We start from the raw sequence: 24,116 nt of genomic DNA, 5'->3' as shown, positions 1-24,116 counted from the left end.
ACTCAACTGTCGGCAAGCTCCTTCATGATCGCGGTGGCATCGACCAGCGTCTGGCGCTGGCCGGGGCTGAGCGTGAGAAAACGCTGGGCGATCCAGGCGTCCCGGCGTTTCCGGGTCTCCCTGACCAGCGCGCTTCCGGCCTCGGTGAGGGCCAGGCCGATCTTTCGGCGGTCGTCGGAGGCCGCCTGCCGGCTGACCAGCCCGGCCCGTACCAGGGCATTGACGGTGCGGTTCATCGAAGGGGGAGTGACGCGTTCGAGTTCGCTCAGCTCGCCGAGGGTGAGGGTTCCATGGCTGTCGAGCGACCCGAGCGCGGAGAACTGGCCGCCGGTCACCTCGCTGCCGGACCCCTCCTGGCGCAGCCGCCGGGACAGGCGGCCATTGGCCAGCCGGAACTCGTGGCTGGTCTCTGCGATGGTCCGGTGTGCGTTCGACGGCGGTGCCTGCGCCGGTGCGGATGGCTGTGGGGACAGGGAGACGGATGCCATAAGTACTTAGCATAGCAAATTAGCTTTGCTAAATATCGGTTGCCGGGTATTCCAGCGGTTGCGGGATCCCGCTGTTCGGGGCAGGAACGGTGGAGAATGGGGCCGTGCCCACCTACACGGATGACTACGGCGTCACCATCACCTACTACGTCTGGCCGGTGGACGATGCGCGTGGCGTCGTCCAACTCGTGCACGGCGTCGGGGAGCATGCCCGCCGATACGGCGAACTGGCCTCGGCCCTGAACGCGGCCGGTTACATGGTCTACGCGGATGATCATCGCGGCCACGGCCAGACCGGGCTGGACCAGTACCATAACGACCTCAGCCAGATCGGCCGGCTCGGGCCGGGCGGCCTGCGGGCGGCGGTGGCCGGCGTCTACCAGCTGACCGGGATCATCCGCCGGGAACACCCCGGGCTGCCCTTGGCGTTGGTGGGACACAGCTGGGGCTCATTCATGGCGCAGATGCTGATCAACCGTCATGCAGCGGACTACGACGGCGTCGTGCTCACCGGTACCGCCTACCTGTGGCCGGGATACCTTGACAGCGGTGACCTCAACCGCAAGCACAAGCATCTCGGAACCACTGGGGCGGAGTGGCTCAGCCGGGATCCGGCGGTTGCCGCGGCCTTCATCGCCGACCCGCTCTGCACCACCACACCGCTGGCGAAATTGTTCGGCGTCCGCGAGGCGGCCCGGTTGTTCGGCCGGCCGGCCCGGAACCTGCCCGGTGATCTGCCGCTCCTGATCCAGGTGGGCAGCGACGACACCGTCGGCGGTGAGCGCAGCGCGCTCATGCTCGCAACGGCATACGTCCACAGGTCCGGTCTTCGCGACATCCGCTTGATCGTCTACCCGGACGCCCGGCACGAGGTCTTCAACGAAACCAATCGGGTGGAGGTGATGGACGACCTCGTCGGCTGGCTTGACCAGCACCTGCCCGCCGCCGGTTAGGGTTGACCCATGCACGGTGAATACAAGGTTCCAGGCGGCAAGCTGGTCGTGGTCGACCTGGGCGTCGTCGACAACAGGATCACGGATTTCCGGCTCGCCGGTGATTTCTTCCTGGAGCCGGACGATGCGCTCGAAGCCATCAACGCCGCCGTCAACGGCCTGCCCGCCGACTGTGATGCGGCCGCCTATTCCGCGGCAGTGGCCGGCGCGCTGCCGGCCGGCGCGACCCTGCTCGGCTTCACGCCCGACTCGGTCGCCATCGCGATCCGCCGCTCCCTGGCCAAGGCCAGCGGATGGCGGGACTACGAGTGGTCGCTGGTGCACGCCAAGGCCGTCACGCCGGCCATGCACCTCGCCCTCGACGAGGTGCTCGCCGCCGAGGTCGGCGAAGGCCTCCGGCAACCGACGCTGCGGATCTGGGAATGGGACGAATCGGCCGTTGTGATCGGCAGTTTCCAGTCGCTGAGGAACGAAGTGGACCCCGAGGGAGCCGCCCGCTTCGGGTACGACGTTGTTCGACGGATCTCCGGCGGCGGCGCGATGATGATGGAGAAGGGCGCCGTCATCACCTACTCGCTCTACGTTCCTGCCGAACTGGTGCAGGGGATGAGTTTCGCCGACTCCTACGCCTTCCTGGACGAATGGGTGATCGAGGCCCTCCGTTCACTCGGCATTGACGCGTCGTACAAGCCATTGAACGACATCACCAGCCCCACCGGCAAGATCGGCGGCGCCGCCCAGAAACGATTCGGCAATGGCGGGGTGCTGCACCATGTCACGATGAGTTACGACATGGATGGTGACGTGATGACCCAGGTGCTGCGCATCGGCCGGGAGAAACTGAGCGACAAGGGCATCGCCAGTGCCGCCAAGCGGGTCGACCCGCTTCGCACGCAGACCGGGCTCAGTCGTGCCGAGATCATCGAGCGGATGAAGGAGACCTTCACGTCGCTCTACGGCGCGACCCCCGGAGATATCACCGAAACGGAATATGCGGCGGCGGCCGAGCTGGTGGAAGGCAAGTTCAGCCGGCCGGAGTGGACCGCCCGCGTTCCCTGAACGCTGTCGGCACGAGGCCATCCTGGAGCAGGAACGCCAGACCGTCGTGCCGGCCCCCGCGCCGGTGGCCGGGGAGGGCGACAACGGAATCTATGACGGGCACGTGACCATCCGGCTCAACGCTCGCGACGCCGGTCACGACCCCGACTGATCGCTACACCCCGCGGGTCAAAAGGTCCTGATACTCGGCGTGGTCATCGATCCAGGCAGCGACATACGGGCACTCCGCGACGACCGGAAGGTCGGTGCGGGTGCGCACGTCGTCGAGCGCCTGTTCGATCAGGACACTCGCCAGGCCCTCGTGGCGGTGCGCAGGGTCGACCTCGGTGTGGTTGAAACGCACCTGCCGGCCGGTCGCCACGTAGTCCGCGAGCCCGACATTCTCGCCGTCCAGCCAGAGCGTGTAGCGGGCGAGGGCCGGTTCGTGCCTGACCTGGGTGCGCGTGGAATCAATCGTCGTCGGTTCAGGTGTCATGCGGCCAGACTATGCCGACTGACAGAATGAGGGTATGCCAACCGCGTGGTCACAGACCTCTCCCAGCCGCGTGGTCCACGCCGACAACCTCGACGTGCTCCCCCTGCTGCCCGACGGCTCGTTCACGCTGATCTACCTCGACCCGCCGTTCAACACCGGTCGTTCCCAGCAGCGGCACACCACCACCGCGGTGCGATCGGCCAGCGCCGACGGGTCGCATGCGGCCGGCACCATCACCGGCTTCAAGGGCCAGCGCTACGAACGGATCAAGGGCGACCTCCTCGGCTACGACGACCGGTTCGAGGACTACTGGTCCTTCCTCGAACCGAGGCTGATCGAGGCCTGGCGGCTGCTCGGCGACGATGGGACGCTCTACCTTCACCTCGACTACCGCGAGGCGCACTATGCCAAGGTGCTGCTCGACGCCCTGTTCGGCCGGGAGTGTTTCCTCAACGAACTGATCTGGGCATACGACTACGGCGCGAAGTCGAAGAATCGCTGGCCGACCAAGCACGACACCATCCTGGTCTACGTGAAGAATCCGGCCGCGTACTATTTCGACTCGACCACGGTCGACCGGGAACCCTACATGGCGCCCGGACTGGTCACGGCCGAGAAGGTGGCACGCGGCAAGCTGCCGACGGATGTCTGGTGGCACACCATCGTCTCCCCGACGGGTAAGGAGAAGACCGGGTACCCCACCCAGAAGCCGGTCGGCATTCTGCGCCGGATCATCCAGGCATCGTCCCGCGAGGGTGACTGGGTGCTCGATTTCTTTGCCGGCAGCGGGACCACGGGTGCCGTCGCCGCTTCGCTCGGCCGCCGGTTCGTGCTGGTCGACCAGAACCCTGAGGCCCTCGCCGTGATGCGCGAGCGCTTCTCGGCCCTACCCGACGTGGAGTTCGCATGAGATTCCGGATCTTCACCGAGCCGCAGCAGGGCGCCAGCTACGACGACATCCTGGCGGTCGCCCACGCCGCCGAGCGGCTCGGCTTCGACGGGTTCTTCCGCTCCGACCACTATCTCGCCATGGGCGGCGGCTCCGGCCTTCCCGGGCCGACCGACGCCTGGACGACGCTGGCCGGCCTCGCTCGCGAGACCGAGCGCATCCGCCTGGGCACCTTGGTCTCGTCGGTCACCTATCGCCCGCCGGGAATACTCGCGATCCAGGTCGCCCAGGTCGACCAGATGTCGGGCGGCCGCGTGGAACTGGGCCTCGGCACGGGCTGGTTCGAGGAGGAACACTCGGCCTACGGCATCCCGTTCCCCCGGCACCGGTTCGGCCTGCTCGAGGAACAACTGGAGGTGATCACCGGCCTCTGGAACTCACCCATCGGTGTTCCCTACAGCTTCAGTGGCCGGCACTACACCCTCGTCGACTCGCCGGCCCTGCCCAAGCCGCTGCAAGCCCGGGTGCCGGTGATCGTCGGCGGTGGCGGCGCCACGCGCACTCCCGCCCTGGCCGCGCGGTTCGCCACCGAGTTCAACCTGCCGTTCCCCGAACTCGCGGATGTGGCGCGGAAGTTCGCCGGAGTGCGCGACGCCTGCGAGGCGATCGGGCGCGACCCCCGTGAGCTGGCCTACTCCACGGCGCTGATTGTCGTGGCCGGGGCCGACCAGGCCGAGTTCGCCCGCAGGTCGGCAGCGGTCGGACGTGAACCCGCGGAACTGCGAGAGCACGGACTGGCCGGAACGGCATCCGAGATCATCGACCGGCTCGGCGCACTGGAAGCGGATGGCGTCGAGTGCGTCTACCTGCAGGTCTTAGACCTCGCCGACCTCGACCACCTCGAATTCATCGCCCGGGAAGTCGTGGCGGAGCTCGGTTAACCGGCGCTCCTCGACGTACAGCGCGGGCGGGATCGGGAGCGGGGCTCCCGCAAAAATTCAGCTCGCCGGTCTAAGCTCGGAATCGTGTCCCCTCTTCCTCCGTCCGGCGGGAATTCGCAGCCGGTCCGGCGCGGACGAGCCCTCCTCATCGTCGGTGCGCTCCTTGCCCTCGCGGTCGGGGCGCTGGCCGTCGGTGTCGGTACCGGCCACGCTTCTGCCCGCTCGCGGCCCGCGCCGGCGACCGGCGACCCGTCCGCGCTGCAGCCGGTGATCACGTCGGGTTCCGGTGCCCGCCCGACTCCGACCGAAACGCCCGATCCGGTCACCGTTCCGGTGTTCAACAAGTCGGCCCGGTCCATTGACGACCCCTCCAGCATCTGGGTGGTCGTCGACAAGAAGCGCCCGCTGCATCCCGTCGACTACGTTCCGGGCGACCTGGTGGCCGTTCCGGTGGCCCACGTCTGGGAGCCGTTCATGCGTCGGGAGGCCGCCGAGGCCGTGGTCGCCATGTTTGCCGCCTTCGAATCGGAGACGGCTCTTCGGATGCAGTCCCAGAGCGCGTACCGAAGCTACGACACCCAGGTCGACGTCTACAACCAGGACGTCGCGTCGAACGGGCAGGCGTTCGCCGACAGCAGCACCGCCCGGCCAGGCACCAGCGAACACCAGACCGGCCTGGCCATGGACATCAGCGCGCTGCCGTCGAATTGCTCACTCGCCGCGTGTTTCGGCACGACTGCCCAAGGCCAATGGCTGGCCGCGAATGCCTGGCGCTTCGGCTTCCTGCTCCGCTACCCGGCCGACAAGGTCGCCGTGACCGGCTACGAATATGAGCCGTGGCACTTCCGCTACATCGGGGTCGACCTGGCCACCCAGATGCACAACACCGGGGTGACCACGCTGGAGGAATTCTTCGGGCTTCCAGCCGCTCCCGGTTACGACTGATCCTCGTCGGCGACTGACGTGGCGCGACCAGTGAGGGCGACGGATGCCGGCGGTGACGGCCGGTTGGGAATCCGGCGCGCCGGGTGGGCGCCGCTTGCCCTGCTGATCGTCAACCAACTGCTCGCGGGAGTAGGGGTCGCCTCCGGCATCGCGGTCGGGGGCCTGCTTGCCGAAAAACTCACCGGCACCGTGGCGCTCGCCGGGCTCGCCCAGACATGCAGTGTGCTGGGCGCCGGCCTGGTCGCCATCCCGCTGGCCCGGCTGGCGACCCGCGCCGGACGGCATTGGGCGCTCGCCGCGGGGTACTGCCTGGCGTTGGTCGGCACGCTGCTCATACTGGCTGCGGCGGCGACCGGTTCCATCGTGGTCCTGTTCCTCGGGTTGGGAGCCTTCGGCGCCGCCACCGCGGCCGGATTGCAGTCGCGATTCGCCGCCACCGAGGTGGCGGCGAAGGGGTTCGAGGCTCGCTCGATGTCGATCGTGCTCTGGGCGACCACGCTCGGTTCGGTCGCGGGTCCCAACCTGGCCCAGGCCGGCAGCGACCTGGGCGCCGATTTCGGCATGGAGCCCCTCGCCGGTCCCTTCCTGTTCTCCGGTGTCGCATTCGCGCTGTCGAGCCTCTCCGCGGCGGTCCTCCTTCGCACCCCGCCGGCCGGACAGCTCGCCGGCGAGGCTGCCCACGTCGAGTCCATCGGCGTGCTCCCCGCGCTCCGACTGGCCATCCGTTCGCCCATCGCAGTTTTCGCGATCGTGGCGATCGTGTGTTCCCAGACCGTCATGGTCGGCGTCATGGTGATCACCCCCGTGCACATGCACGATCATGGGCTGTCGCTCGCACTGATTGGAGTCGTCCTGAGCGTGCACATCTTCGGGATGTATGGAGCCAGCCCGGTGATGGGCTGGCTTGCAGACCGTCTCGGTCCTGGACGGGTGATCCTGCTCGGGGTGGTCGTGCTCGGCGCCGCGGTCGGGCTCGGGGCCTCCCTCGCCCCTGACGACATGATCGGCATTCCCCTGGCCCTGGGGCTCCTCGGGCTCGGATGGTCGGCCGGGATGATCGGCGGCTCGGCCCTGCTCACCAGGTCAGTGGAGCAGAGAGTGCGAGTGCCGCTGCAGGGCGCGACCGACGCGGCGATGAACCTGGGGGCCGCGGCTTCGGCTGCCCTCTCGGGCGTGGTGCTCGGCTGGGGTGGATTCGCAGCGGTCAACGCCCTGGCGGCGCTGGTGCTCATCCCGATCCTGGTCACCGGCGTCCGGGCGCGCCGAGGCATGTCAGCGTCGATCGGGGTGGGACCGGCCGCTCGATAGCATGCCTTTGCATAGAACGTGGAGGCCCCGCACAGCCCTTTGCCATGCCGGCGTGTTTGGCTGTGGGGTCCCCTTCGCCTAGTGAGAAACGATTTTGTGCGCCCAGCCATCACCCGAGAAACCCGAAGCCAGCCCCGTCACCGCGTAGAGAAACCCCAGAACAACCGCCACTTCCTGTTCGCCGGAACCGCCGCAGCAGCATGCACCGTCGTTGCGCTCTCGGTCGGGCTGGCCACCGGTGGAGGAGCCGTCGGAGCGACGGCTCCCACCCCCACCCCCACCTCCTCGTCCCGCCCCGCCGCCACCGCGACCGCGCAGCCGGAGCCCGTCGTGCGCAGCAGCATCATCGCCGCCGACGGCGCCTCAGCAGGGCCGGTCACCGGGGGCACCACCGTGACCGTCACCGGCGCGGATCTCGGCACCGTCGCATCCGTCACGTTCGGCGGCAACCCGGGCACCGTGGTCGCCGTGTCGCCCGACACGGTCACGATCACCACGCCGCCGGCCACCGACTTCGTCGAGGGCTCCGTTGACGTGCAGCTGTTCGACCTGAGCGGCGAACCGGTCCCCGTCGCCGAAACCGCCGAGGCAGGCGTCGATCCTGCGCCGGCCGGAGCGTCGACCGCGGAAGTCGGCACCACCACCAGCCTTCCCGCCGCCACCGACCCGGCAGGAGTCGGCGACCCGGCTCCCGCTGAGACCGGCAAGCCTGTTAAGCCGAAAGCAGGCCAGAACACGGCGGCCGCGGCATCCGCTGTTTTGAAATTCAACTATGTGCGGGACCCGCGAGTCACCGCGCAGCTGGACTATGCCCTCGCGCACTGGAGCGACTACAACTCCGATGTGTATGGAGTGATCAGCGGCAACGACTGCGTCAACTTCACCAGCCAATCGCTCATCGCCCGCGGCTGGGCGATGGACGGCGAGTGGTCCTTCGACACGGCGACCCGGCAGTCGACTCCGGCCTGGAACAGCTCCACCGCCTTCGCCGCATACTTGGCGGCGCACCCGGAGCGGGCCACGGCGCTCACCGACGACCAGCGCAGCCTGGTCAAGGTCGGCGATGTCGTGCAGTTCGACTGGGACGGCTCCGGCGACCGCGACCACACCGGGATCGTGAGCCGCGTCGACAAGACGGCGAGCGGCGTGACGGTCTACTACGCCGGACACACCGCGAACACCGATTACAAGTCCGTCGACGAATCGCTCGCCAACACCGGCGGGACGGTCTCGTATTGGAGCATCCACTAGGCATTCACAGTCACTTCCAAGTGTTGCCGGACTCAACTCCATGGTGCACTGGACGAGGTGCCGGTTCCCGGCCGCACACCGGCACGACGTATGAATTGAGGAAGTAGTGGCTTTCACCCGACGCACGCGGCTCGGCGCGCTCATCGTTGTTCTTGCCCTGATCGTCGGGGTGACGGTCGCCGGCATCGTCAGCGGGCGGCAGTCGAGCGCGTCGGAGGAGGCAGTCGCCGAGACGCCGTCCAGTGACGCGGCCGCAGCCCCTGCGCCGGCCTCCGCCCAGCAACCGCGCCCGACCCCGGCTGACACCAATGCTCCAATCGCGGTCGACCCCAAAGTGCAGAAGCAGCTGGCGTACGTGCTGGCGCACTGGTCTGACTACAACCTCGACGAGTACGGCCAGGTGGGGGACAACGACTGTGTGAACTTCGCCAGCCAGTCGCTGATCGAGCGCGGTTGGAAGATGGACGACGACTGGTGGAGCGACGGCACCGGGTCCAGCTTCACGTTCTCCAAGCCGTGGGTGAGTTCGACCGCGTTCCGCGACTACCTCGAGGATTCCGGGCGGGCGAGCGCGCTCACCGACCAGCAGCGTGACCAGGTGAAGCTCGGCGACATCGCGCAGTTCGACTGGGACAATTCCGGCGACCGCGATCACACCGCCGTCGTCACCCGCATCGATCATGTCGACGGTGGCATCCAGATCTACTACGGCGGCCACACCGACGACACCGACTACCGTTCCGTCGACTGGGCGATCACCGTCAACCACCCCGGCGCTACCGCCTACTACTGGAGCATCCCCTAGCTCCCCCGCCGCGGCTCCGCGAACCCGCACTTGTTGGGTCTAAAACGCTCGCATAACCCCAACAAGTGCAGGCTCGCGGGGGAGGGGGCTAGGCGATGGCTGCGTCGACGATCGCCTTCGCCTCGGCCTGCACCTGGGCGAGGTGCTCGGCGCCCTTGAACGATTCGGCGTAAATCTTGTAGACGTCTTCGGTGCCACTCGGCCGCGCCGCGAACCAGGCGAAATCGGTGACCACCTTCACCCCGCCGATGGCTGCCCCGTTGCCGGGCGCGTGGCTGAGCTTCGCGATGATCTTGTCCCCGCCCAGCTCGGAGGCGGTGATGGCCTCACCATCGAGCTTGCCGAGCGCCGCCTTCTGCGCCGGCGTCGCCGCAGCGTCGACCCGGGCGTACGCCGGGGCGCCGAAGTGTTCGGTGAGCTCCGCGTACCGCTGGCTCGGCGTCTTCCCGGTGACCGCGAGGATCTCGGACGCCAGCAGCGCCAGCAGGATCCCGTCCTTGTCGGTGGTCCACACGGTTCCGTCGAAGCGTACGAAGCTTGCCCCGGCGCTCTCTTCGCCGCCGAAGGCAACCGAGCCGTCGATCAGCCCGGGCACGAACCACTTGAAGCCGACCGGCACCTCCCACAGTTCCCGGCCGAGGAACCCGGCGACCCGGTCGACCATCGTCGACGACACCAGGGTCTTGCCGACGGCGGCATCCGCTCGCCAGCCCTCGCGGTGGCTGTACAGGTACTCGATCGCGACCGCGAGGAAGTGGTTCGGGTTCATCAACCCGTTGTCGGGGGTGACGATGCCGTGACGGTCCGCATCCGCATCGTTGCCGGTGAGGATGTCGAAGTCGTCCTTACGGGCCACGACGGATGCCATCGCTGACGGACTCGACGGATCCATCCGGATCTTGCCGTCCCAGTCCACGGTCATGAACCGCCAGGTCGGGTCGACGTGCGGGTTGGTCACGGTGAGGTTCAGCCCGTAGCGTTCGGCGATCGCGCCCCAGTAGCCGACGCTGGCCCCACCGAGCGGGTCGGCGCCGATGCGGATGCCGCTCGCCTTGATCGCGGGCATGTCGATGATGTTCTCGAGGTCGTTCACATAATTGCCGCGGAAGTCGTAGGTCTCCACCGCGCTCGGCTCGCTCATCCGCACGTCGCGCATGCCGTCGGCGATGATCTCGTTCGCCCGGTTCGCGATCCAGCCGGTGGCGTCGCTGTCGGCCGGGCCGCCGTGCGGCGGGTTGTACTTGAAACCGCCGTCCATCGGCGGGTTGTGGCTCGGAGTGACCACGATCCCGTCGGCCTGGTCGTCGTTGCCGGCGCGGTTGTAGGCGATGATCGCGTGGGAGAGCGCGGGTGTGGGCACATAGTCGTCGAACTCGTCGACGAGCACGCGCACCCCGTTGGCGACCAGGACTTCCAACGCCGTGGTGTAGGCCGGTGCGCTGAGCGCATGGGTGTCTGCGCCGATGAAGAGCGGCCCGGTGATGCCCTGCGCTGCCCGGTACTCCACGATCGCCTGGGTGGTGGCGCTGATGTGGTCCTGGTTGAACGCGGTGTTCAGCGAACTGCCGCGGTGGCCGGACGTGCCGAACACGACGCGCTGTTCCGGCACCGCGGCATCCGGTTTCAGGTCGTAGTACGCGGCAACCAGCGCATCGACGTCGATCAGGTCGGATTCCTGGGCTGGTGTGCCCGCTCGCTCATTCATGTGCCCAGTCTGGCACTGCAACCATTTTCGGTCACGCTTCTCGTTCGCGCTGAGGTTTCCGCCACGCGCGCATGGCCTGCCATCCGCGCGTGGCAAAAAGGTCAGCGCGAACGGATGCCCCGGCGCATGCTGGGCTTAAGCTGTGAACCATGCCTGCCCCCTCGAGCCACCACGACACCTACAGCTTCCTGGGGCCGGCCGGCACCTTCACCGAAGCAGCCCTCGCCCAGGTGCCGGAGGCCGCGGGTAAGCCGTGGCGCGCCGTCAACAACGTCGGCGAGGCGCTGGCCGATGTGGTCAGCGGCCGCAGTGTCGCCGCCATGATCGCCATCGAGAACTCCGTCGACGGCGGAGTCTCCGCCACCCAGGACGCGTTGGCCAGCGTGCCGGACCTCCGCATCATCGGTGAGTACCTGGTGCCGGTCAGGTTCGTCCTGGTCGCGCGGCCCGGCACGACACTGGCGGACGTCACCGTCGTGAACGCGCATCCGGTCGCCTACGCGCAGTCCAGGGCCTGGCTCGATACGGCCATTCCCCACCACGGCTACATCCCGTCGTCGAGCAACGTCACCGCCGCGGCGTCGCTGCTCGAGAACGGCCAGGCTGACGCCGCGGTGGCCCCGCCGGGCATCGAGAAGCACCACGACCTGGTGGTGCTCGCGGAGGACATCGGCGACAATCCGAACGCCGTGACCCGGTTCGTGCTGGTCAGCAAGACGACCACGCTCCCGGCCCAGACCGGCGCTGACAAGACCAGCCTCATCGTCGAATTGCCCGAGGACCGCTCCGGTGCCCTCCTCGACCTGCTCGAGCAGTTCGCCACCCGTGGGGTGAACCTCAGCCTGATCCAGTCGCGGCCGATCGGCGATGAACTCGGCCGGTACCGGTTCGTGATCGACGCCGACGGCCACATCTTCGACGAACGGGTCGCCGACGCCCTGCTCGGCCTCCGCCGGTTCAGCCCGAACGTCATGTTCCTCGGGTCGTACCCCCGGGCCGACAAGCGGCCGATCCAGTTCACCCGCCGGTACGACGACGGTATCTTCATCGAGGCGCGCGACTGGCTGCGCGGGATCCTGGGCACACGCGACAGGCCCGGCACGAGTGACGGAGAGTAGACGGAGAGTAGACGGGGAGAAGTCATGACGGATGCGACCGGGCCGCGATTCGACCCGCGCCATGACCCGCTCTTCCAGCGTGGATTCGATCCAGCGGTCCAGCCGAGGCATGTCGAGAACGCAGGGGCCCCACCAGCATCCGTCCCAATCGCGGCCACTCCGGCGAGCAACACCGGCAGCCCGGCCGCACCCGATCAGACCGTGGCAGCCTGGCCGCGTCGGAACCCGTACCTCCGCGCACTCTGGGTCGTCGGCGTCGGCTTGATCCTCGGCGGGCTCGGCTTGGCCTGGCAGGCGACTGCCAGCAGTACGGACTACAGCTACTCCGGCGGCGAGATGCCCCTTGAGATGTTGTTGCGACAACTGCTCTGGGTTCTCATCCCACCGATGGTCACCGTCGGGATTGCGACAATCGTCGCGCTGGTCTTCTGGGAGGCCGCGCACTGGCGCGCGGCAGATCCGCACACCGAGAAGCAGGCTGCTACACCGACGAGCCGGCGGGCACCCGCACGATGAGCGACCGCGCGTCAGCGCGCACGAAGACCGACTTCACCTTGCCCATCTCATCGCCGTCGAGTTCGAACTCCTGCGACCCCTCGAGGGCGATCCGGATGTCCGGGCTCCGCAGGGTGGTCATCTGGCGTTCGTTGTCTGACTCGGTGAACCGGATCATCCGCCGGCCGACGGCCGATCGGCGAAGCACGCCGTTCTCCCAGCTCACCCGTCGCCAGATCTTCAGCCAGCCCACCATGCCCTTGGGCTGCAGCACGGCGATGTCGAGGATGCCGTCGTCGATCTCCGCGTCGGGCAGGAACTGCATGTTGCCGGGCAGGAGCCCGCAGTTGGCGATCAGCACGGTGTTCACGTGGGCGTTCCGCTCCGGGCTCCCGCCCAGGCTGTACCGGATCCGGAACGGCGCCGCCTTAGGGATCAGCCGCACCCCGGCGTCGACGTAGGCGAGCCAGCCCACCTGTTTCTTCAGGTCCGGCTGGGTGTTGGCGATCATCTCGGCGTCGAGTCCCACCCCGGCCATCACCAGGAACACGTGGTCGTCGGTGGCGCCGTCGAGCGTGGTGACCGAGATCACCCCCACGTCGATCGCGCGGTCGACGCCGGCGAACGCGATCCGCGCCGACTCGTCGATGTTGCCGAGCGGCAGCTGCATGTTGCGCGCCAGCAGGTTGCCGGTGCCCCTCGGCACGATCGCCAGGGCCACTTCGGAGTCCCGCAGCGACTCGGCGACGGCGCGCACCGTACCGTCGCCGCCGGCCGCGATGACAACGGATGCGCCCTGCCGGAGCGCCCGCTGGGTCACGTGCTGGCCGGCATCCGTCGTGGTGGTCGGAAACCAGAGCGTCTCGCCCCAGCCGGCGGAACGGGCGGCGGCGTCCACACTCCGGCGGAGCCTTGCGAGGTCGACCTTGATCGGGTTGTAGACGACGGCCGCGTGCCGGGCGTGGTCTGGAAGGCCGGGGGCTGTCACGTGGCCAAGGCTAGCAAGGCACGCCGCGCTTGTAGACTGGCGCAGTGATTGATCCGGTACTACTGCGCGAGAATCCTGGCCTCATCAAGCGATCCCAGGAGGCGCGTGGCGCCTCCGTGGAAGCCGTCGACGACGCGTTGAGCGCGGATCGGGAGCGCCGCGCGACGATCAATGCGTTCGAGGCGCTCCGGGCAGAGCAGAACCTGTTCGGCAAGACTGTTGCTGCCGCCCCCAAGGAGGAGAAGAAGGCCCTGGTCGCAGAGGCCCAGAGCCTGGCTGCGCGCGTGAAGGAGGCCAGCGCCGCCTCCGCCGCCGCCGAGGAACGCTTCACCAGCGTGGTGCGCACCATCGCCAACCCGATCATCGACGGAGTCCCGGCCGGCGGTGAGGACAACTTCACCACCCTCCGCACCCACGGCGACGTCCCGCGGTTCGACTTCGAGCCCCGCGACCACCTCGAACTCGGCGAGCTGCTCGGCGCCATCGACATGGCACGCGGGGCCAAGGTCTCCGGCGCCCGGTTCTACTTCCTCAAGGGAATCGGTGCCCGGCTCGAGATCGCGCTGATGAACATGGCGCTCGACCGGGCATTGGCTGCGGGCTTCACCCCGATGATCACCCCCACCCTGGTGCGGCCCGAGATCATGGACGGCACCGGCTTCCTCGGCGAGCACGCCGACGAGATCTACTACGTGCCCGCCGACGACCTCTACCTCACCGGCACCAGCGAGGTCGCCCTCGCCGGCTACCACAAGGACGAGATCCTCGACCTGACGGATGCCCCGCTCCGCTACGCCGGCTGGTCCACCTGTTACCGCCGGGAAGCCGGCTCGGGCGGGAAGGACACCCGCGGCATCATCCGGGTGCACCAGTTCAACAAACTGGAGATGTTCACCTACGTGCTTCCGGAGAACGCGGAGGCCGAGCACGCCCGCCTGGTCGCCCTGCAGGAGGACATGCTGCAGGCCCTCGGCCTCAGTTACCGGGTGATCGACGTGGCGGCCGGAGACCTCGGCTCGAGTGCCGCCCGCAAGTTCGACATCGAGGCCTGGGTGCCCACCCAGGGCGCGTACCGCGAGCTCACGAGCACCAGCAACTGCACCACCTACCAGGCGCGGCGGCTCGACATCCGCTATCGCACCGAAACCGGCAAGACCGCGCCGGTGGCCACCCTCAACGGCACGCTCGCGACCACCCGCTGGATCGTCGCCATGCTGGAGACGCACCAGCAGGCCGACGGATCAGTCGTGGTTCCTGAAGCCCTGAGGCCCTGGCTCGGCGGCCTCGAGTTGCTCGAGCCGATCGCATGAGTGAATCAGAACCCGTGGTCGACCCTGTCTCGGTGGTCGAGCTTGTCGAGACCGCACCCGGGATCTCGACAAGCTCGGTCACCGGGGCCCCGTGGCTCGTCGCCCTGGACATCGACGGCACCACGCTCCACGACGACGGGACCATCAGCGACGCCGTGATCGAGCAGGTGCGTCGCCTCGACGCAGCCGGTCACCTGGTGATGCTCGCCACCGGCCGCTCCGCTTCGGCGACCATCCCCGTGCTCGACCACCTCGGCATCACGCCGCGCTTCCTGGTCTGCTCCAACGGTGCGATCACCATGCACCGTGACCCGGAGGCTCCGAGCGGCTACCGGCGCGAGTGGGTGGAGTCATTCGACCCGACGGAGGTGCTCCGCTCCATCCATGCGCACCTCGGCAATGCCCGCTTCGCCGTCGAAGACGAGCACGGCTTCTACCGCTACACCGAGGCGTTCCCGGACGCCACGATCGGCCTCGACAGCGAACACGTCGAATTCGACGAGTTGCTGAACCACCCGGCCACCCGCGTCGTGGTGATCTCGCCCGACCACGACATGGAGGACTTCCTCGCCGTCGTCGAGAAGATGGGGCTGCACCGCGTCAGCTACGCGATCGGCTGGACCGCCTGGCTGGACATCGCTCCCGACGGCGTGAACAAGGCCACAGCGATGGAACGGGTTCGCATCGAACTCGGCATCCCGCGGGACCGGGTGATGGCTGTTGGGGACGGCCGGAACGACATCGACCTGCTGGGCTGGGCCGCAGAGCGCGGGCGCGGCGTCGCGATGGGCCAATCCCCCTCCGACGTGATCGACGTTGCCAGCGAACTCACCGGAACCGTACACGAAGACGGCCTCGCACAGGTATTAGCCACGCTGTAGTGTCGGCCCATGGCCACACCTCCACCTGATCAGCGGATGCCGCGCCGTCCCGGGCCGTCGGCGCCGCTCGCGCGGCACGGCCGGTTGCGTGTCTACAGCGCGGCCCGGCGCGTCCTCGGGGTGCTCGGCGTGGTGCTCAGCGTCGTGCTGGTCAGCGCCCTGGCCGTGGTCGGGATCGCGATCTGGGATGTCGCCTCGACACTGAAGCCCGGGGTGTCCCTCCCGGCCGACGCCTCTGGGGCGCCACCCATCGCACCGAACATCGGCGCCATCGACGGCGGTGTGAACCTGCTCCTGGTCGGCAGCGACAGCGGCGAGGGCGACCCGCAATACGGCGATCGCGGGGAGCACCTCGGTGACGTGACGATCCTGATGCACATCGCCCAGGACCACAGTTCGGCCACGGTGGTGAGCTTCCCCCGCGACCTCTTCGTTGACATTCCCGAGTGCCCGGCCGCGGCAGACGGTAGCTCGCCGGGCACCGGTGGCGGCTTCACCGACAAGCTGAACGCCGCGCTGGCCTACGGCGGGTTGGGCTGCGCGGTCGCGACGGTCGAGCAGCTGACCGGGCTGACCATCCCGTTCGCCGCGGAGATCGAGTTCAACGGCGTGGTGGAAATGTCGAACGCCGTCGGCGGCGTACCGGTGTGCGTCGCCGAACCGATCGAAGACGAATACACCGGCCTCACCCTCACCGCCGGTGAACACGTGCTGCAGGGCGCCGACGCGCTCAAGTTCCTGCGCACTCGGCACGGCCTCCGAACCGGCAGCGACCTGGCCCGCATCAGCAACCAGCAGGTGTTCCTGTCGTCGCTGGTGCGTGTGGTCAAGAGCGACGGCACCCTGACCGACCCGCTCAAGCTCTACAGCCTCGCCAAGGCCGCGGCGAGCAACATGGTGCTCTCCACCCGGTTGCAGAGCCTCGACACCATGGTGTCGATCGCGGCCACGCTGCGGAACATCGACCTCGACAAGGTGGTGTTCCTGCAATACCCGGTCGTCGAAGCGGACGACGGCGTCGAACCGATCACCGATGACGCCGACACCCTGTTCGCGGCGCTCGCCGCCGACACCCCGGTGACCCTGGGCGGCCAGCTCGGCCAGGGGAGCGCCGCCGACCCGAACGCGCCGCCGGCGCCCACGGACACTGCGGCTCCTCCCGCGGCCCCCACTGCGGGCCAGACGGATGCCGCCACTCCGCCGGCCGGGACCACGCCGTCGGCATCCGTTCAACTCCCCGCGAGCATCTCCGGTCAGACCGCGGCGGAGCGCACCTGCACCGTGGGCCGCACCCTCGCCGACCAGTAAGGCGGACGGGGGCGGTTGCACCAGCCAGGGACGGGTCGGCGGTTACAAGCCAGAGGGTGGGTGCGCCCCGACGTTGACGAGTGGTTCGCGCGGATCGGGGGACCAGGTGAACTGCGGAGTATCTTTCCGCAGGAACGCCTGGATTCCAATGAGCGGGTCTTCGCTGGCTGCCATGGCGGCCTGCCAGACGCGATTGCGCTCGGCCAGTCCGGCACCGCCGGTCGAGATGACATCGACGATGTTCTTCATTGCGTGGATCGACAGTTGGGAGCGCGAGCGCAGCGTCTTCGTGAGCCGTCGCACGTCTGCGTCCAGGCGTTCAACGGGTGCGAGTCGAGTGACCAACCCGAGGGACTGCGCCTCCTGACCGGACACGAAGTCTCCGGTCAACAGGAGGTCCTTGGCGACTGCAGGGCCGACCAGCGCCACAAGACGGCTGATGGCCGAGAGCGGGTACACGATGCCGATCCTGGCCGGCGTGATACCGAATACGGCGCGGTCAGAGGCGATCCGGATGTCGCACGCGGCGGCGACCTGCCAGGCCGCCCCGACGCAGTACCCGTCGATGACGGCGACCAGTGGCTTGGATAGTCCGGCAAGGGCCTGTTCGGCCCTGGTGGTCAGCCCGCCATCGTGGAGACCGGTCGCGGGATCAGCCAGGATCTCCATGAGATTGGCGATGTCGGCGCCCGCCGAGAAGTTCTCACCCGCACCCCGCACGACGACGACCAAGACACGCGGGTCCGACTCCAGGCGCTCAACAATCTGCGGAAACTGCGCCCACATCTCAGCGGTGAGGCAGTTTCGCTGGGATTCGTTGTCTATTCGAATTGTGGCGACTGAATCATCGACGTCGACGCTCAGCTGCCGGATGGGCGCAGGCGTGGTGACCGCTCTGGTCATCCCCGGTGCGGCGTTGCTCATGACACCGCACCGACCGCGACGGCTTGAGGCTCGACCACGATCCCGTGGTCCAACAGGTCGTTGATCTCGTCGTCACTGAAATCCAGCCCGCTCAGCACCGCTCTGCTCTGGGCGCCGAGCGCGGGCGGCGGGGCAGAGATCGGAGTGGGGACTTTGTTCACCGACAACGGACCGCGGATGAGCGGGAGCTTCGAGCCGTCGGCGCGGTTCAGGTGCTGCACCATGTTGAGGGCCTTCACCTGGGCGTCTTCGAAGACCTGGTCGAAGGTATAGATCGGTCCGCAGGGAATGCCGGCGTCCCGCAGCGCTTCGATCCATTCCGCTCCAGGACGCAACCGGAGTCGGTCTTCGATCGCGGCCTTGACCCGTTCGCGGTGAGCGCTGCGCTGTCGCCCCGTGGTGAATTCTGGGTCGGCGGCGAGGCTCGGCGCTCCCAGTAGCGCACACAACTCCTTCCACTGCTTGTCGCTTCCCACCGCGATGGTGATGGGGTGGTCGGCCGCCTCAAAGGCTCCGTAGGGGGTGAGCGATGGATGATCGTTTCCGTGCGGTCCGGGAACCTCGCCCGTGCTGAGGTACCGCTGGCCCTGGAACGACGTGATGGCCAGCGCCGACTCGAGAAGCGAGGTGGAGATCTCGGCACCCTCCCCGGTTCGCTCCCGCTGTGCGAGAGCGCTGGCAATACCGAACGCGCAGAACGCCCCGGACATGGAGTCGATGATGGGTATCCCGAATCGGTACGTGTTCTCGGGATCCGCACCGGTGATGGAGATGAGGCCGGACATCCCCTGGGCGACCTGGTCAAGGCCGGCGGACTGCGACAGCGGGCCGGTCGCCCCGAAACCGCTCACCGAGGCGATCACCAGTGACGGCTTCCGGGCCCGGAGTTCCGCCGGGTCCAGGCCCAGCGTGGCCATCACGCCGGTTCGAAAGTTCTCCACGACGACATCCGCTGACAGGGCGAGCTTGTGCAGGAGCGCCCGGCCTTGTTCGGTGTAGAAGTCGATCGCGATCGATGACTTGCCCCGGTTGATGGAGTCGAAGTAGAGACTGTGACTGCCCTCGAATGGCGGCCAGGCACGAGTGACGTCGCCTCCCTTCGCGGACTCGACTTTGATGATCGTCGCACCCATGTCGGCCAGGAGCGCGGTGCAGAACGGGCCGGCCAAAGCCCGGCTCAGGTCCAGGACGGCGATGCCCGCCAGGGGGCCGCTCATCGCGCCACTCGGCTCGCCGGGGCCGCTTCGCTTGCCAGTACAGCCGCTGTGTACGATCCGTGGCGATAGTCGTTGTCCACGATCGGGGTCGTGACGATCCCGACGCGCTCCACCTCGACTTCAACGGTGTCACCCGGGTGCAAGAGCCACGGGGGTGTGCGTGCGTACCCCACTCCTGCTGGCGTGCCGGTGCAAATCACGTCGCCGGCGTTGAGGGTGAAGGTGCGGGAGATGAAGGAGAGTACGTCGCCCAGCTCGTAGATCATGTCTCGCGTGTTTCCGTCTTGCACGAGCGTTCCGTTGACCCGGGTCTGAACACGCAGCCCGTCCCTCAGGTCGCCGGCCTCGTCGACCGTGACGAGGGGGCCGAGTGGTCCCGTGTTGTCGCCGTTCTTGCCGAGGATCCACTGTGACGTCAGCTTTTGGGCTCTCCGTGCAGTCAGGTCGTTGAATGCCGCATAGCCGATGACTGCTTCTCGGGCCGTGTCGCTGTCAGCGTCCGTGAGCGTGGTGCCGATGAAGGCGGCAACTTCTCCCTCCCAGTCCAGGCCGTCTTCATTGCTCGGGACTGGCGCCGGATCGCCGCTGGCAGACAGTGACGCGGTCCATCGCGCGAACAGCGTCGGATACGGCGGCAGGTCATCGTCACGGAACGATCCCTCTGCCGCATGGGCCTGGTAGTTGAGGCCTACGCAGATGACGCGGGCCGACGGCAAGACGGCCGGGGCGAGTTCCACCTCGGCCAGGTCGAAGCTCTCGCCACCGGCATCCGAACCGCTCGCGGTCCATCCGCGGGGATCACGCCAGAACCCGGCGACATCCGTGAGCACGGTGACCCGGGTTCCCTCCAGCCTGGCGACGCGGATGCGAGCCTGGCCCGGCAGGCGAATTCCCACTATCTTCACGCTTGGTGTCCTCTCGGTGATGTACAAACCATCGAAAGGTTCGCATGTTTCACATGCTGCAGGGCGGGGCAGCCGGCTGTCAACCCCTCGGGGTGGATTAGATCGTAAACATTCGCATGTTTTGTGCTCTAATGATCTCGTGTCACAAATCATGGAGAGTCTTGTCGGACGCGCCGTCCAGCCCCTGGCCGGGGCAACCCGGACCCGGGCTGAGGCCCTCGCGGTCAATCTGGAGGCTGCGATCAACGCGAACGATCTCGACCCCGGCAGTTATATCGGCACCCTGGACGAGCTGAGGGAGTCGACGGGATTCGCACGCGCCACAGTGAGCGAGGCAGTGCGCTTGCTCCGGGAACGGGGGGCGGTCGAGATTCGTCCCGGACGCGGGGGCGGCATCTTCATCGCCGAGTCCAACCCGGTGATCCGCTTGCGCCACACCCTCCTGACCGTGCGCGACTCGCCGTCGCTGGTCCTTGACGCCATTGCCGTGAGGGAAGCGCTCGAGGGCCTGATCAGCAATGATGCAGCTCTGCACCGGAACGCCGCAGACGTCTCCGCGCTCAGGAAAGCGCTGACGAAGCTCCGGCGCGCAAAGGATCACGACGCCTTCATGCACTCCAACTGGGCGCTTCATGAGCGAATCGCCGAGATCTCACCGAACGCGATGGCGAAGGCCGTGTACACGGGCACCCTGGGCTACATCACGCCCTCTTCAGCGGAGTTCGACTCGACCGAAGAGAACCGGATCGATTACTTGAAGCACCGTTACCTCGTTCACGAAGCACTCGTGCAGGGGATCATCGACGGTGACAGCGATGCAGTGGCACGAGCTGTGCGAGAACACGACAACGGAAATTGACCAGCGGGTGACCGGCCCGCTTGTATGCCAAGGAGCGACAACGATGTCAGTACAGGAATTCCGTCAGTACCTCTTTCCTGCCGACGATGAGCGCATCAACTCGGTGAAGGGCCTCGACGCCTACCAGTACCGGGAAGCGGCCACGAAGGATCCCTTCACCGGCGGCCTCATCGACGGCTGGAAGAAGTTGCACCCCCAGCCGTTCTCCGGGGTGACCAGTGACGGCACCAGGATCCCTGGACTCTTCGCGCTTGGTGACGCGCGCCCGGGAGAGGAGGCCCCGACGGCCGCCATGGTGGATGCAGCCGACACCCTGTTGGCGAACTTGACGCCCGAGCAGGCCGAGCGCATCCGCTATGCGATCGATGCCGTCGAATGGCAGTCGTGGGCCAATCCTGAGTTCATGCAGTACGACACCGGCCTGAGGCTTGAAGCCCTTGACCAGGAGACTCGCGACCGCATCTTCTCGGTTATTGAAGCGAGTCTGAGCGACGACGGATTCACGCTGATCCGGGACCTCATGCGCATCAACGGGTTCCTCGGCGACGTAATCGGCCTTTCCGGCATCATGAATGAGTTCAGCTACAACTTCGCGATCTACGGCGAGCCGTCAGAAGTGAGTCCGTGGGGGTGGCAGATTTTCGGCCATCATGCGGCCATCAACTGCGTCGTCGTCGGAACGCAGCTGGTGATGACCCCGGTCTTCTTCGGCGCGGAGCCGAATTGCATCGATGAAGGACCTTTCGTCGGAACCACGGCATTCGATGATCGCATCGAGCACGGCCGGCAACTGATGAATTCCCTCTCCCGCCCAATGCAGGAGCGTGCACTCATCTACGCGGAGATGGTCGACCCCGACATGCCGGAAGGGCGATTCCACCCCGGCGACGAGCGACACCTGGCCGGAGCGTTTCAGGACAATCGGGTGATCCCGTATGAGGGAGTCCGGGTGTCGGAACTCGGTCCGGAGTCCCGGCCGTTGGTCGACGCCATCGTGGCCGACTTCACCGGCTACCTGCCCAGCGGACCTGCCGCCGCGCGGCGGCGTGAGATCTCCGACCATTACGACGACACCTGGTTCTCCTGGATCGGGGGGTGGGGACCGGGTGACGTCTTCTACTACCGGCTTCAGAGCCCGGTCGTGGTGCTCGAGCTTGACCACCACACGGGCGTCTTCCTCAGCAACACCACCCCGGCGCGGTTCCACATCCATACCGTCATGCGCACTCCGAATGGAAACGACTACGCACGAGACCTCGTGTGCCAGTTCAGGGAGTCACGCAGAGAGAACGCGTGAGCGGCGTTGTTCGAGCCGACGGACGGGCGTCCAGCCGCTCTTCAGGATGACCTGTCAGCCTAGAAGCCCTGCCATCGGTTAGAATCGGGCGTTGTTCGTTCGCGAACCGGGAGGGCTGTCCGAGCGGCCGATGGAGCCAGTCTTGAAAACTGGTGGGCAGAAATGTCTCGTGGGTTCGAATCCCACGCCCTCCGCACTGGAGTGCACGGCACCACGACACGAAGGGACCTGAGTGAGCGACCAGCTACGACTGCGAACCAGATCGAAGAAGATCAGCACAATTGCCCGGCACGGCCGGCTCAAGCGATCCAATCCGTTCGCCCTGGTAGCCAAGGTCGTCGCCGCTATGCTTGCCGTCGTGCTGGTCAGCAGCGTGTCGGTCGCCGCGATCGCCACGTTCGACGTGGCAGCGAGCGTGCAGCCCAGCGTGCACCTCGAAAACGAAACCGCTGGCCCGGTCCCGAAGATCGGCGCCATCGACGGCGGGGTCAACTTGCTCCTGGTCGGAAGCGACAGCCGCAAGGGCCAGGACCCGGCGTTCGGCGGCGAGGACGAGACCGGCGACCTCAACGACGTGACGATGCTGCTGCACATCTCGCAGGACCACAGCAACGCGTCGGTGATCAGTTTCCCGCGCGACATGTTCGTGTCGATCCCGGAGTGCCCGGACCCGAAGGGCGGCACCTTCGACGCGATGAGCAGCCAGAAGATCAACACCACGCTCACTTACGGCGGGATGGCGTGCACCGTGCTGACGGTGGAGAAGCTCACCGGCCTCGCGATCCCGTTTGCCGCCGAAGTCCAGTTCAGCGGCGTGATGGCCATGTCGACCGCCGTCGGCGGCGTCGAGGTGTGCGTCGCGCAACCGATCGAAGACGAGTACACCGGAACGTTCCTGAAGGCCGGCATGCACACCCTCCAGGGCGTCGACGCGCTGCAGTTCCTGCGCACCCGACACGGCGTCGGCGATGGCAGCGACCTCACCCGGATCAGCAACCAGCAGCTCTTCCTCTCCTCGCTGGTGCGCACGGTCAAAAGTGCAGACACGCTCTCCGACCCGCTCAAGCTGTACTCGCTGGCGAAGGCAGCCACCTCCAACATGACGCTGTCGACCAGCCTGAACAGCCCGGACACCATGGTGTCGATCGCGTTGGCGTTGAAGGACATCCCGCTCGAGAAGGTGGTCTTCGTGCAGGTGCCGACCGGCAGCACGCAGGGCGGGGTCAAGCCGATCCAGCCCGACTTCGACGACCTGTTCACCGCGGTCGCCGCGGACAAGCCGATCCAGCTCACCGGTTCGACCGGCAAGGGCGCCACGATCGACCCGAACGCTCCCGTCGACCCGAGCGCTCCAGCGCCGGTCGTGACCGATCCCGCGGCCACGCCTGGTCCCGCGGTCACCGACGGCTCGGTCGCAGTGCTCTCCGACTCCACGACCGGCCAGACCGCCAACGAGCGCACCTGTACCGTCGGTCGCACCCTCGACAACCAGTAACAACCCGGCGGCATCCGTTCGGCCCGGGCCCAGGCTGGTCGAACGGATGCCGCGGCTCGGTTATGATTGCTGTCGTGCGTTTGCTTCGGCGAGCGTTCAAGGAGACGTCGCATAGTTCGGCCTAGTGCACCACCCTGCTAAGGTGGAGAACCCTTTACAGGGTTCCGTGGGTTCAAATCCCACCGTCTCCGCACTGTGATGTCTCAGGACATCGGAATAGCCCGAACCCACGGATTGTGGGTTCGGGCTATTGTGTTTTTCCGCGGGGTTGGTAGTCGCGGGTGGTGTCGATGGTCAGCTCACGGAGCAGTTCGCCGGTGGCGGCGTTGATGATGGTTACGCTGAGGTCTCGGATCAGGAGTTTGACGTGGGTTCCGGCGTGGGTTCGGCCGATGCCGATGTGCCGGAGTCGGCCGGGCAGGCGCAGTGTGACGGTGCCGGACTTGTCGATGCGGTCCTCTCGGACGCGGTCGTGCGTGGGGGTGGTTCCGGTGGGGGTG

The 24,116-nt window shown here is 67.3% G+C and carries 23 protein-coding genes, 2 tRNA genes and 1 pseudogene; 18 read left to right on the top strand and 8 right to left on the bottom strand.

The features are described 5' to 3' along the window. Positions 1-2: 2 nt before the first annotated feature. Positions 3-488 (bottom strand): MarR family winged helix-turn-helix transcriptional regulator, encoded by a 486-nt coding sequence (locus AB4Y94_RS16760; protein WP_441729146.1) that lies wholly within the window; start codon positions 486-488, stop codon positions 3-5. A gap of 104 nt (positions 489-592) precedes the next feature. Here AB4Y94_RS16760 and AB4Y94_RS16755 point away from each other — a divergent pair, with 104 nt between their 5' ends. Then, positions 593-1,441 (top strand): alpha/beta fold hydrolase, encoded by an 849-nt coding sequence (locus AB4Y94_RS16755; protein ID WP_441729145.1) that lies wholly within the window; start codon positions 593-595, stop codon positions 1,439-1,441. Between the two features lie 9 nt (positions 1,442-1,450). Beyond that, positions 1,451-2,500: a lipoate--protein ligase family protein gene (locus tag AB4Y94_RS16750; protein WP_441729144.1), complete on the top strand. Its 1,050-nt coding sequence runs from the start codon at positions 1,451-1,453 to the stop codon at positions 2,498-2,500. Between the two features lie 154 nt (positions 2,501-2,654). Here AB4Y94_RS16750 and AB4Y94_RS16745 read toward each other — a convergent pair whose 3' ends face one another. Then, positions 2,655-2,975 carry a GNAT family N-acetyltransferase gene (locus AB4Y94_RS16745; protein WP_441729143.1) on the bottom strand — a complete coding sequence of 107 codons (321 nt, stop codon included), beginning with the start codon at positions 2,973-2,975 and terminating at the stop codon, positions 2,655-2,657. A gap of 34 nt (positions 2,976-3,009) precedes the next feature. Here AB4Y94_RS16745 and AB4Y94_RS16740 point away from each other — a divergent pair, with 34 nt between their 5' ends. From AB4Y94_RS16740 to AB4Y94_RS16715, 6 genes are all read left to right on the top strand, one after another. Next, complete coding sequence (locus AB4Y94_RS16740) at positions 3,010-3,885, top strand: DNA-methyltransferase (protein ID WP_441729142.1); 876 nt, start codon at positions 3,010-3,012, stop codon at positions 3,883-3,885. Beyond that, on the top strand, positions 3,882-4,805 hold the full coding sequence (locus AB4Y94_RS16735; protein ID WP_441729141.1) for an LLM class F420-dependent oxidoreductase: 924 nt from the start codon (positions 3,882-3,884) through the stop codon (positions 4,803-4,805). Before AB4Y94_RS16740 ends, AB4Y94_RS16735 begins: the two co-directional genes overlap by 4 nt. An 84-nt stretch (positions 4,806-4,889) precedes the next feature. Further along, positions 4,890-5,750, top strand: coding sequence for a M15 family metallopeptidase (locus tag AB4Y94_RS16730; RefSeq protein ID WP_441729140.1), 861 nt, complete (start codon positions 4,890-4,892; stop codon positions 5,748-5,750). 18 nt (positions 5,751-5,768) lie between these two features. Then, entirely contained in the window at positions 5,769-7,058 is a 1,290-nt protein-coding gene (locus tag AB4Y94_RS16725) for an MFS transporter (protein ID WP_441729138.1), read from the top strand. 81 nt (positions 7,059-7,139) lie between these two features. After that, a complete protein-coding gene (locus AB4Y94_RS16720; RefSeq protein ID WP_441729137.1) occupies positions 7,140-8,309 on the top strand; it encodes an amidase domain-containing protein in 1,170 nt (389 codons plus the stop codon). Positions 8,310-8,415: 106 nt separating this feature from the next. Beyond that, complete coding sequence (locus AB4Y94_RS16715; RefSeq protein ID WP_441729136.1) at positions 8,416-9,114, top strand: amidase domain-containing protein; 699 nt, start codon at positions 8,416-8,418, stop codon at positions 9,112-9,114. A gap of 88 nt (positions 9,115-9,202) precedes the next feature. Here AB4Y94_RS16715 and pgm read toward each other — a convergent pair whose 3' ends face one another. Next, the gene (gene pgm, locus AB4Y94_RS16710) at positions 9,203-10,819 is read right to left on the bottom strand and encodes a phosphoglucomutase (alpha-D-glucose-1,6-bisphosphate-dependent) (protein WP_441729135.1); all 1,617 of its coding nucleotides are present in this window, start codon (positions 10,817-10,819) and stop codon (positions 9,203-9,205) included. A gap of 149 nt (positions 10,820-10,968) precedes the next feature. On the opposite strand from pgm, the gene pheA reads away from it, so the two are divergent. Both pheA and AB4Y94_RS16700 read left to right on the top strand, forming a co-directional pair. Beyond that, positions 10,969-11,937: a prephenate dehydratase gene (gene pheA, locus AB4Y94_RS16705; RefSeq protein ID WP_441729134.1), complete on the top strand. Its 969-nt coding sequence runs from the start codon at positions 10,969-10,971 to the stop codon at positions 11,935-11,937. Between the two features lie 24 nt (positions 11,938-11,961). Beyond that, positions 11,962-12,453 (top strand): hypothetical protein, encoded by a 492-nt coding sequence (locus AB4Y94_RS16700; RefSeq protein WP_441729133.1) that lies wholly within the window; start codon positions 11,962-11,964, stop codon positions 12,451-12,453. Here the strand turns inward: AB4Y94_RS16700 and AB4Y94_RS16695 are convergent. Further along, positions 12,419-13,420 carry a diacylglycerol/lipid kinase family protein gene (locus tag AB4Y94_RS16695; protein WP_441729132.1) on the bottom strand — a complete coding sequence of 334 codons (1,002 nt, stop codon included), beginning with the start codon at positions 13,418-13,420 and terminating at the stop codon, positions 12,419-12,421. The genes AB4Y94_RS16700 and AB4Y94_RS16695 overlap by 35 nt on opposite strands. A 44-nt stretch (positions 13,421-13,464) precedes the next feature. Here AB4Y94_RS16695 and serS point away from each other — a divergent pair, with 44 nt between their 5' ends. From serS to AB4Y94_RS16680, 3 genes are read left to right on the top strand one after another with little or no spacing between them, the layout of a single operon-like run. After that, positions 13,465-14,730: a serine--tRNA ligase gene (gene serS, locus AB4Y94_RS16690; protein ID WP_441729131.1), complete on the top strand. Its 1,266-nt coding sequence runs from the start codon at positions 13,465-13,467 to the stop codon at positions 14,728-14,730. Next, a complete protein-coding gene (locus AB4Y94_RS16685) occupies positions 14,727-15,611 on the top strand; it encodes an HAD family hydrolase (protein ID WP_441729130.1) in 885 nt (294 codons plus the stop codon). The genes serS and AB4Y94_RS16685 overlap by 4 nt, the downstream gene beginning before the upstream one ends. Before the next feature lie 9 nt (positions 15,612-15,620). Beyond that, on the top strand, positions 15,621-16,919 hold the full coding sequence (locus AB4Y94_RS16680) for an LCP family protein (RefSeq protein ID WP_441729128.1): 1,299 nt from the start codon (positions 15,621-15,623) through the stop codon (positions 16,917-16,919). Positions 16,920-16,961: 42 nt separating this feature from the next. Here AB4Y94_RS16680 and AB4Y94_RS16675 read toward each other — a convergent pair whose 3' ends face one another. From AB4Y94_RS16675 to AB4Y94_RS16665, 3 genes are read right to left on the bottom strand one after another with little or no spacing between them, the layout of a single operon-like run. Further along, the gene (locus AB4Y94_RS16675; RefSeq protein WP_441729126.1) at positions 16,962-17,843 is read right to left on the bottom strand and encodes an enoyl-CoA hydratase/isomerase family protein; all 882 of its coding nucleotides are present in this window, start codon (positions 17,841-17,843) and stop codon (positions 16,962-16,964) included. After that, positions 17,840-19,060, bottom strand: coding sequence for a CaiB/BaiF CoA transferase family protein (locus AB4Y94_RS16670; protein WP_441729124.1), 1,221 nt, complete (start codon positions 19,058-19,060; stop codon positions 17,840-17,842). The genes AB4Y94_RS16675 and AB4Y94_RS16670 overlap by 4 nt, the downstream gene beginning before the upstream one ends. Beyond that, positions 19,057-19,965, bottom strand: coding sequence for a fumarylacetoacetate hydrolase family protein (locus AB4Y94_RS16665; RefSeq protein WP_441729123.1), 909 nt, complete (start codon positions 19,963-19,965; stop codon positions 19,057-19,059). Before AB4Y94_RS16665 ends, AB4Y94_RS16670 begins: the two co-directional genes overlap by 4 nt. A gap of 139 nt (positions 19,966-20,104) precedes the next feature. On the opposite strand from AB4Y94_RS16665, the gene AB4Y94_RS16660 reads away from it, so the two are divergent. The 5 genes from AB4Y94_RS16660 to AB4Y94_RS16640 all read left to right on the top strand — a co-directional run bounded on the left by AB4Y94_RS16660 (position 20,105) and on the right by AB4Y94_RS16640 (position 23,807). After that, entirely contained in the window at positions 20,105-20,824 is a 720-nt protein-coding gene (locus AB4Y94_RS16660) for a FadR/GntR family transcriptional regulator (protein WP_441729122.1), read from the top strand. A 43-nt stretch (positions 20,825-20,867) separates the two neighbouring features. Further along, complete coding sequence (locus AB4Y94_RS16655; protein WP_441729121.1) at positions 20,868-22,121, top strand: DUF3500 domain-containing protein; 1,254 nt, start codon at positions 20,868-20,870, stop codon at positions 22,119-22,121. Between the two features lie 109 nt (positions 22,122-22,230). Continuing rightward, positions 22,231-22,315: transfer RNA gene (locus tag AB4Y94_RS16650), tRNA-Ser, on the top strand. A gap of 38 nt (positions 22,316-22,353) precedes the next feature. Then, positions 22,354-23,616: an LCP family protein gene (locus tag AB4Y94_RS16645; RefSeq protein WP_441729120.1), complete on the top strand. Its 1,263-nt coding sequence runs from the start codon at positions 22,354-22,356 to the stop codon at positions 23,614-23,616. A gap of 100 nt (positions 23,617-23,716) precedes the next feature. Then, positions 23,717-23,807: transfer RNA gene (locus tag AB4Y94_RS16640), tRNA-Ser, on the top strand. A gap of 56 nt (positions 23,808-23,863) precedes the next feature. Here AB4Y94_RS16640 and AB4Y94_RS16635 read toward each other — a convergent pair. After that, positions 23,864-24,116 (bottom strand): annotated as a pseudogene (locus AB4Y94_RS16635) (IS481 family transposase); the annotation flags it as partial.

This window comes from Glaciibacter sp. 2TAF33, from assembly GCF_052114945.1.
Classification (GTDB): Bacteria; Actinomycetota; Actinomycetes; order Actinomycetales; family Microbacteriaceae; genus Cryobacterium.
The sequence above is the reverse complement of the archived record's forward strand: the minus strand, read 5'-3'. Positions and strand labels throughout refer to the sequence as shown.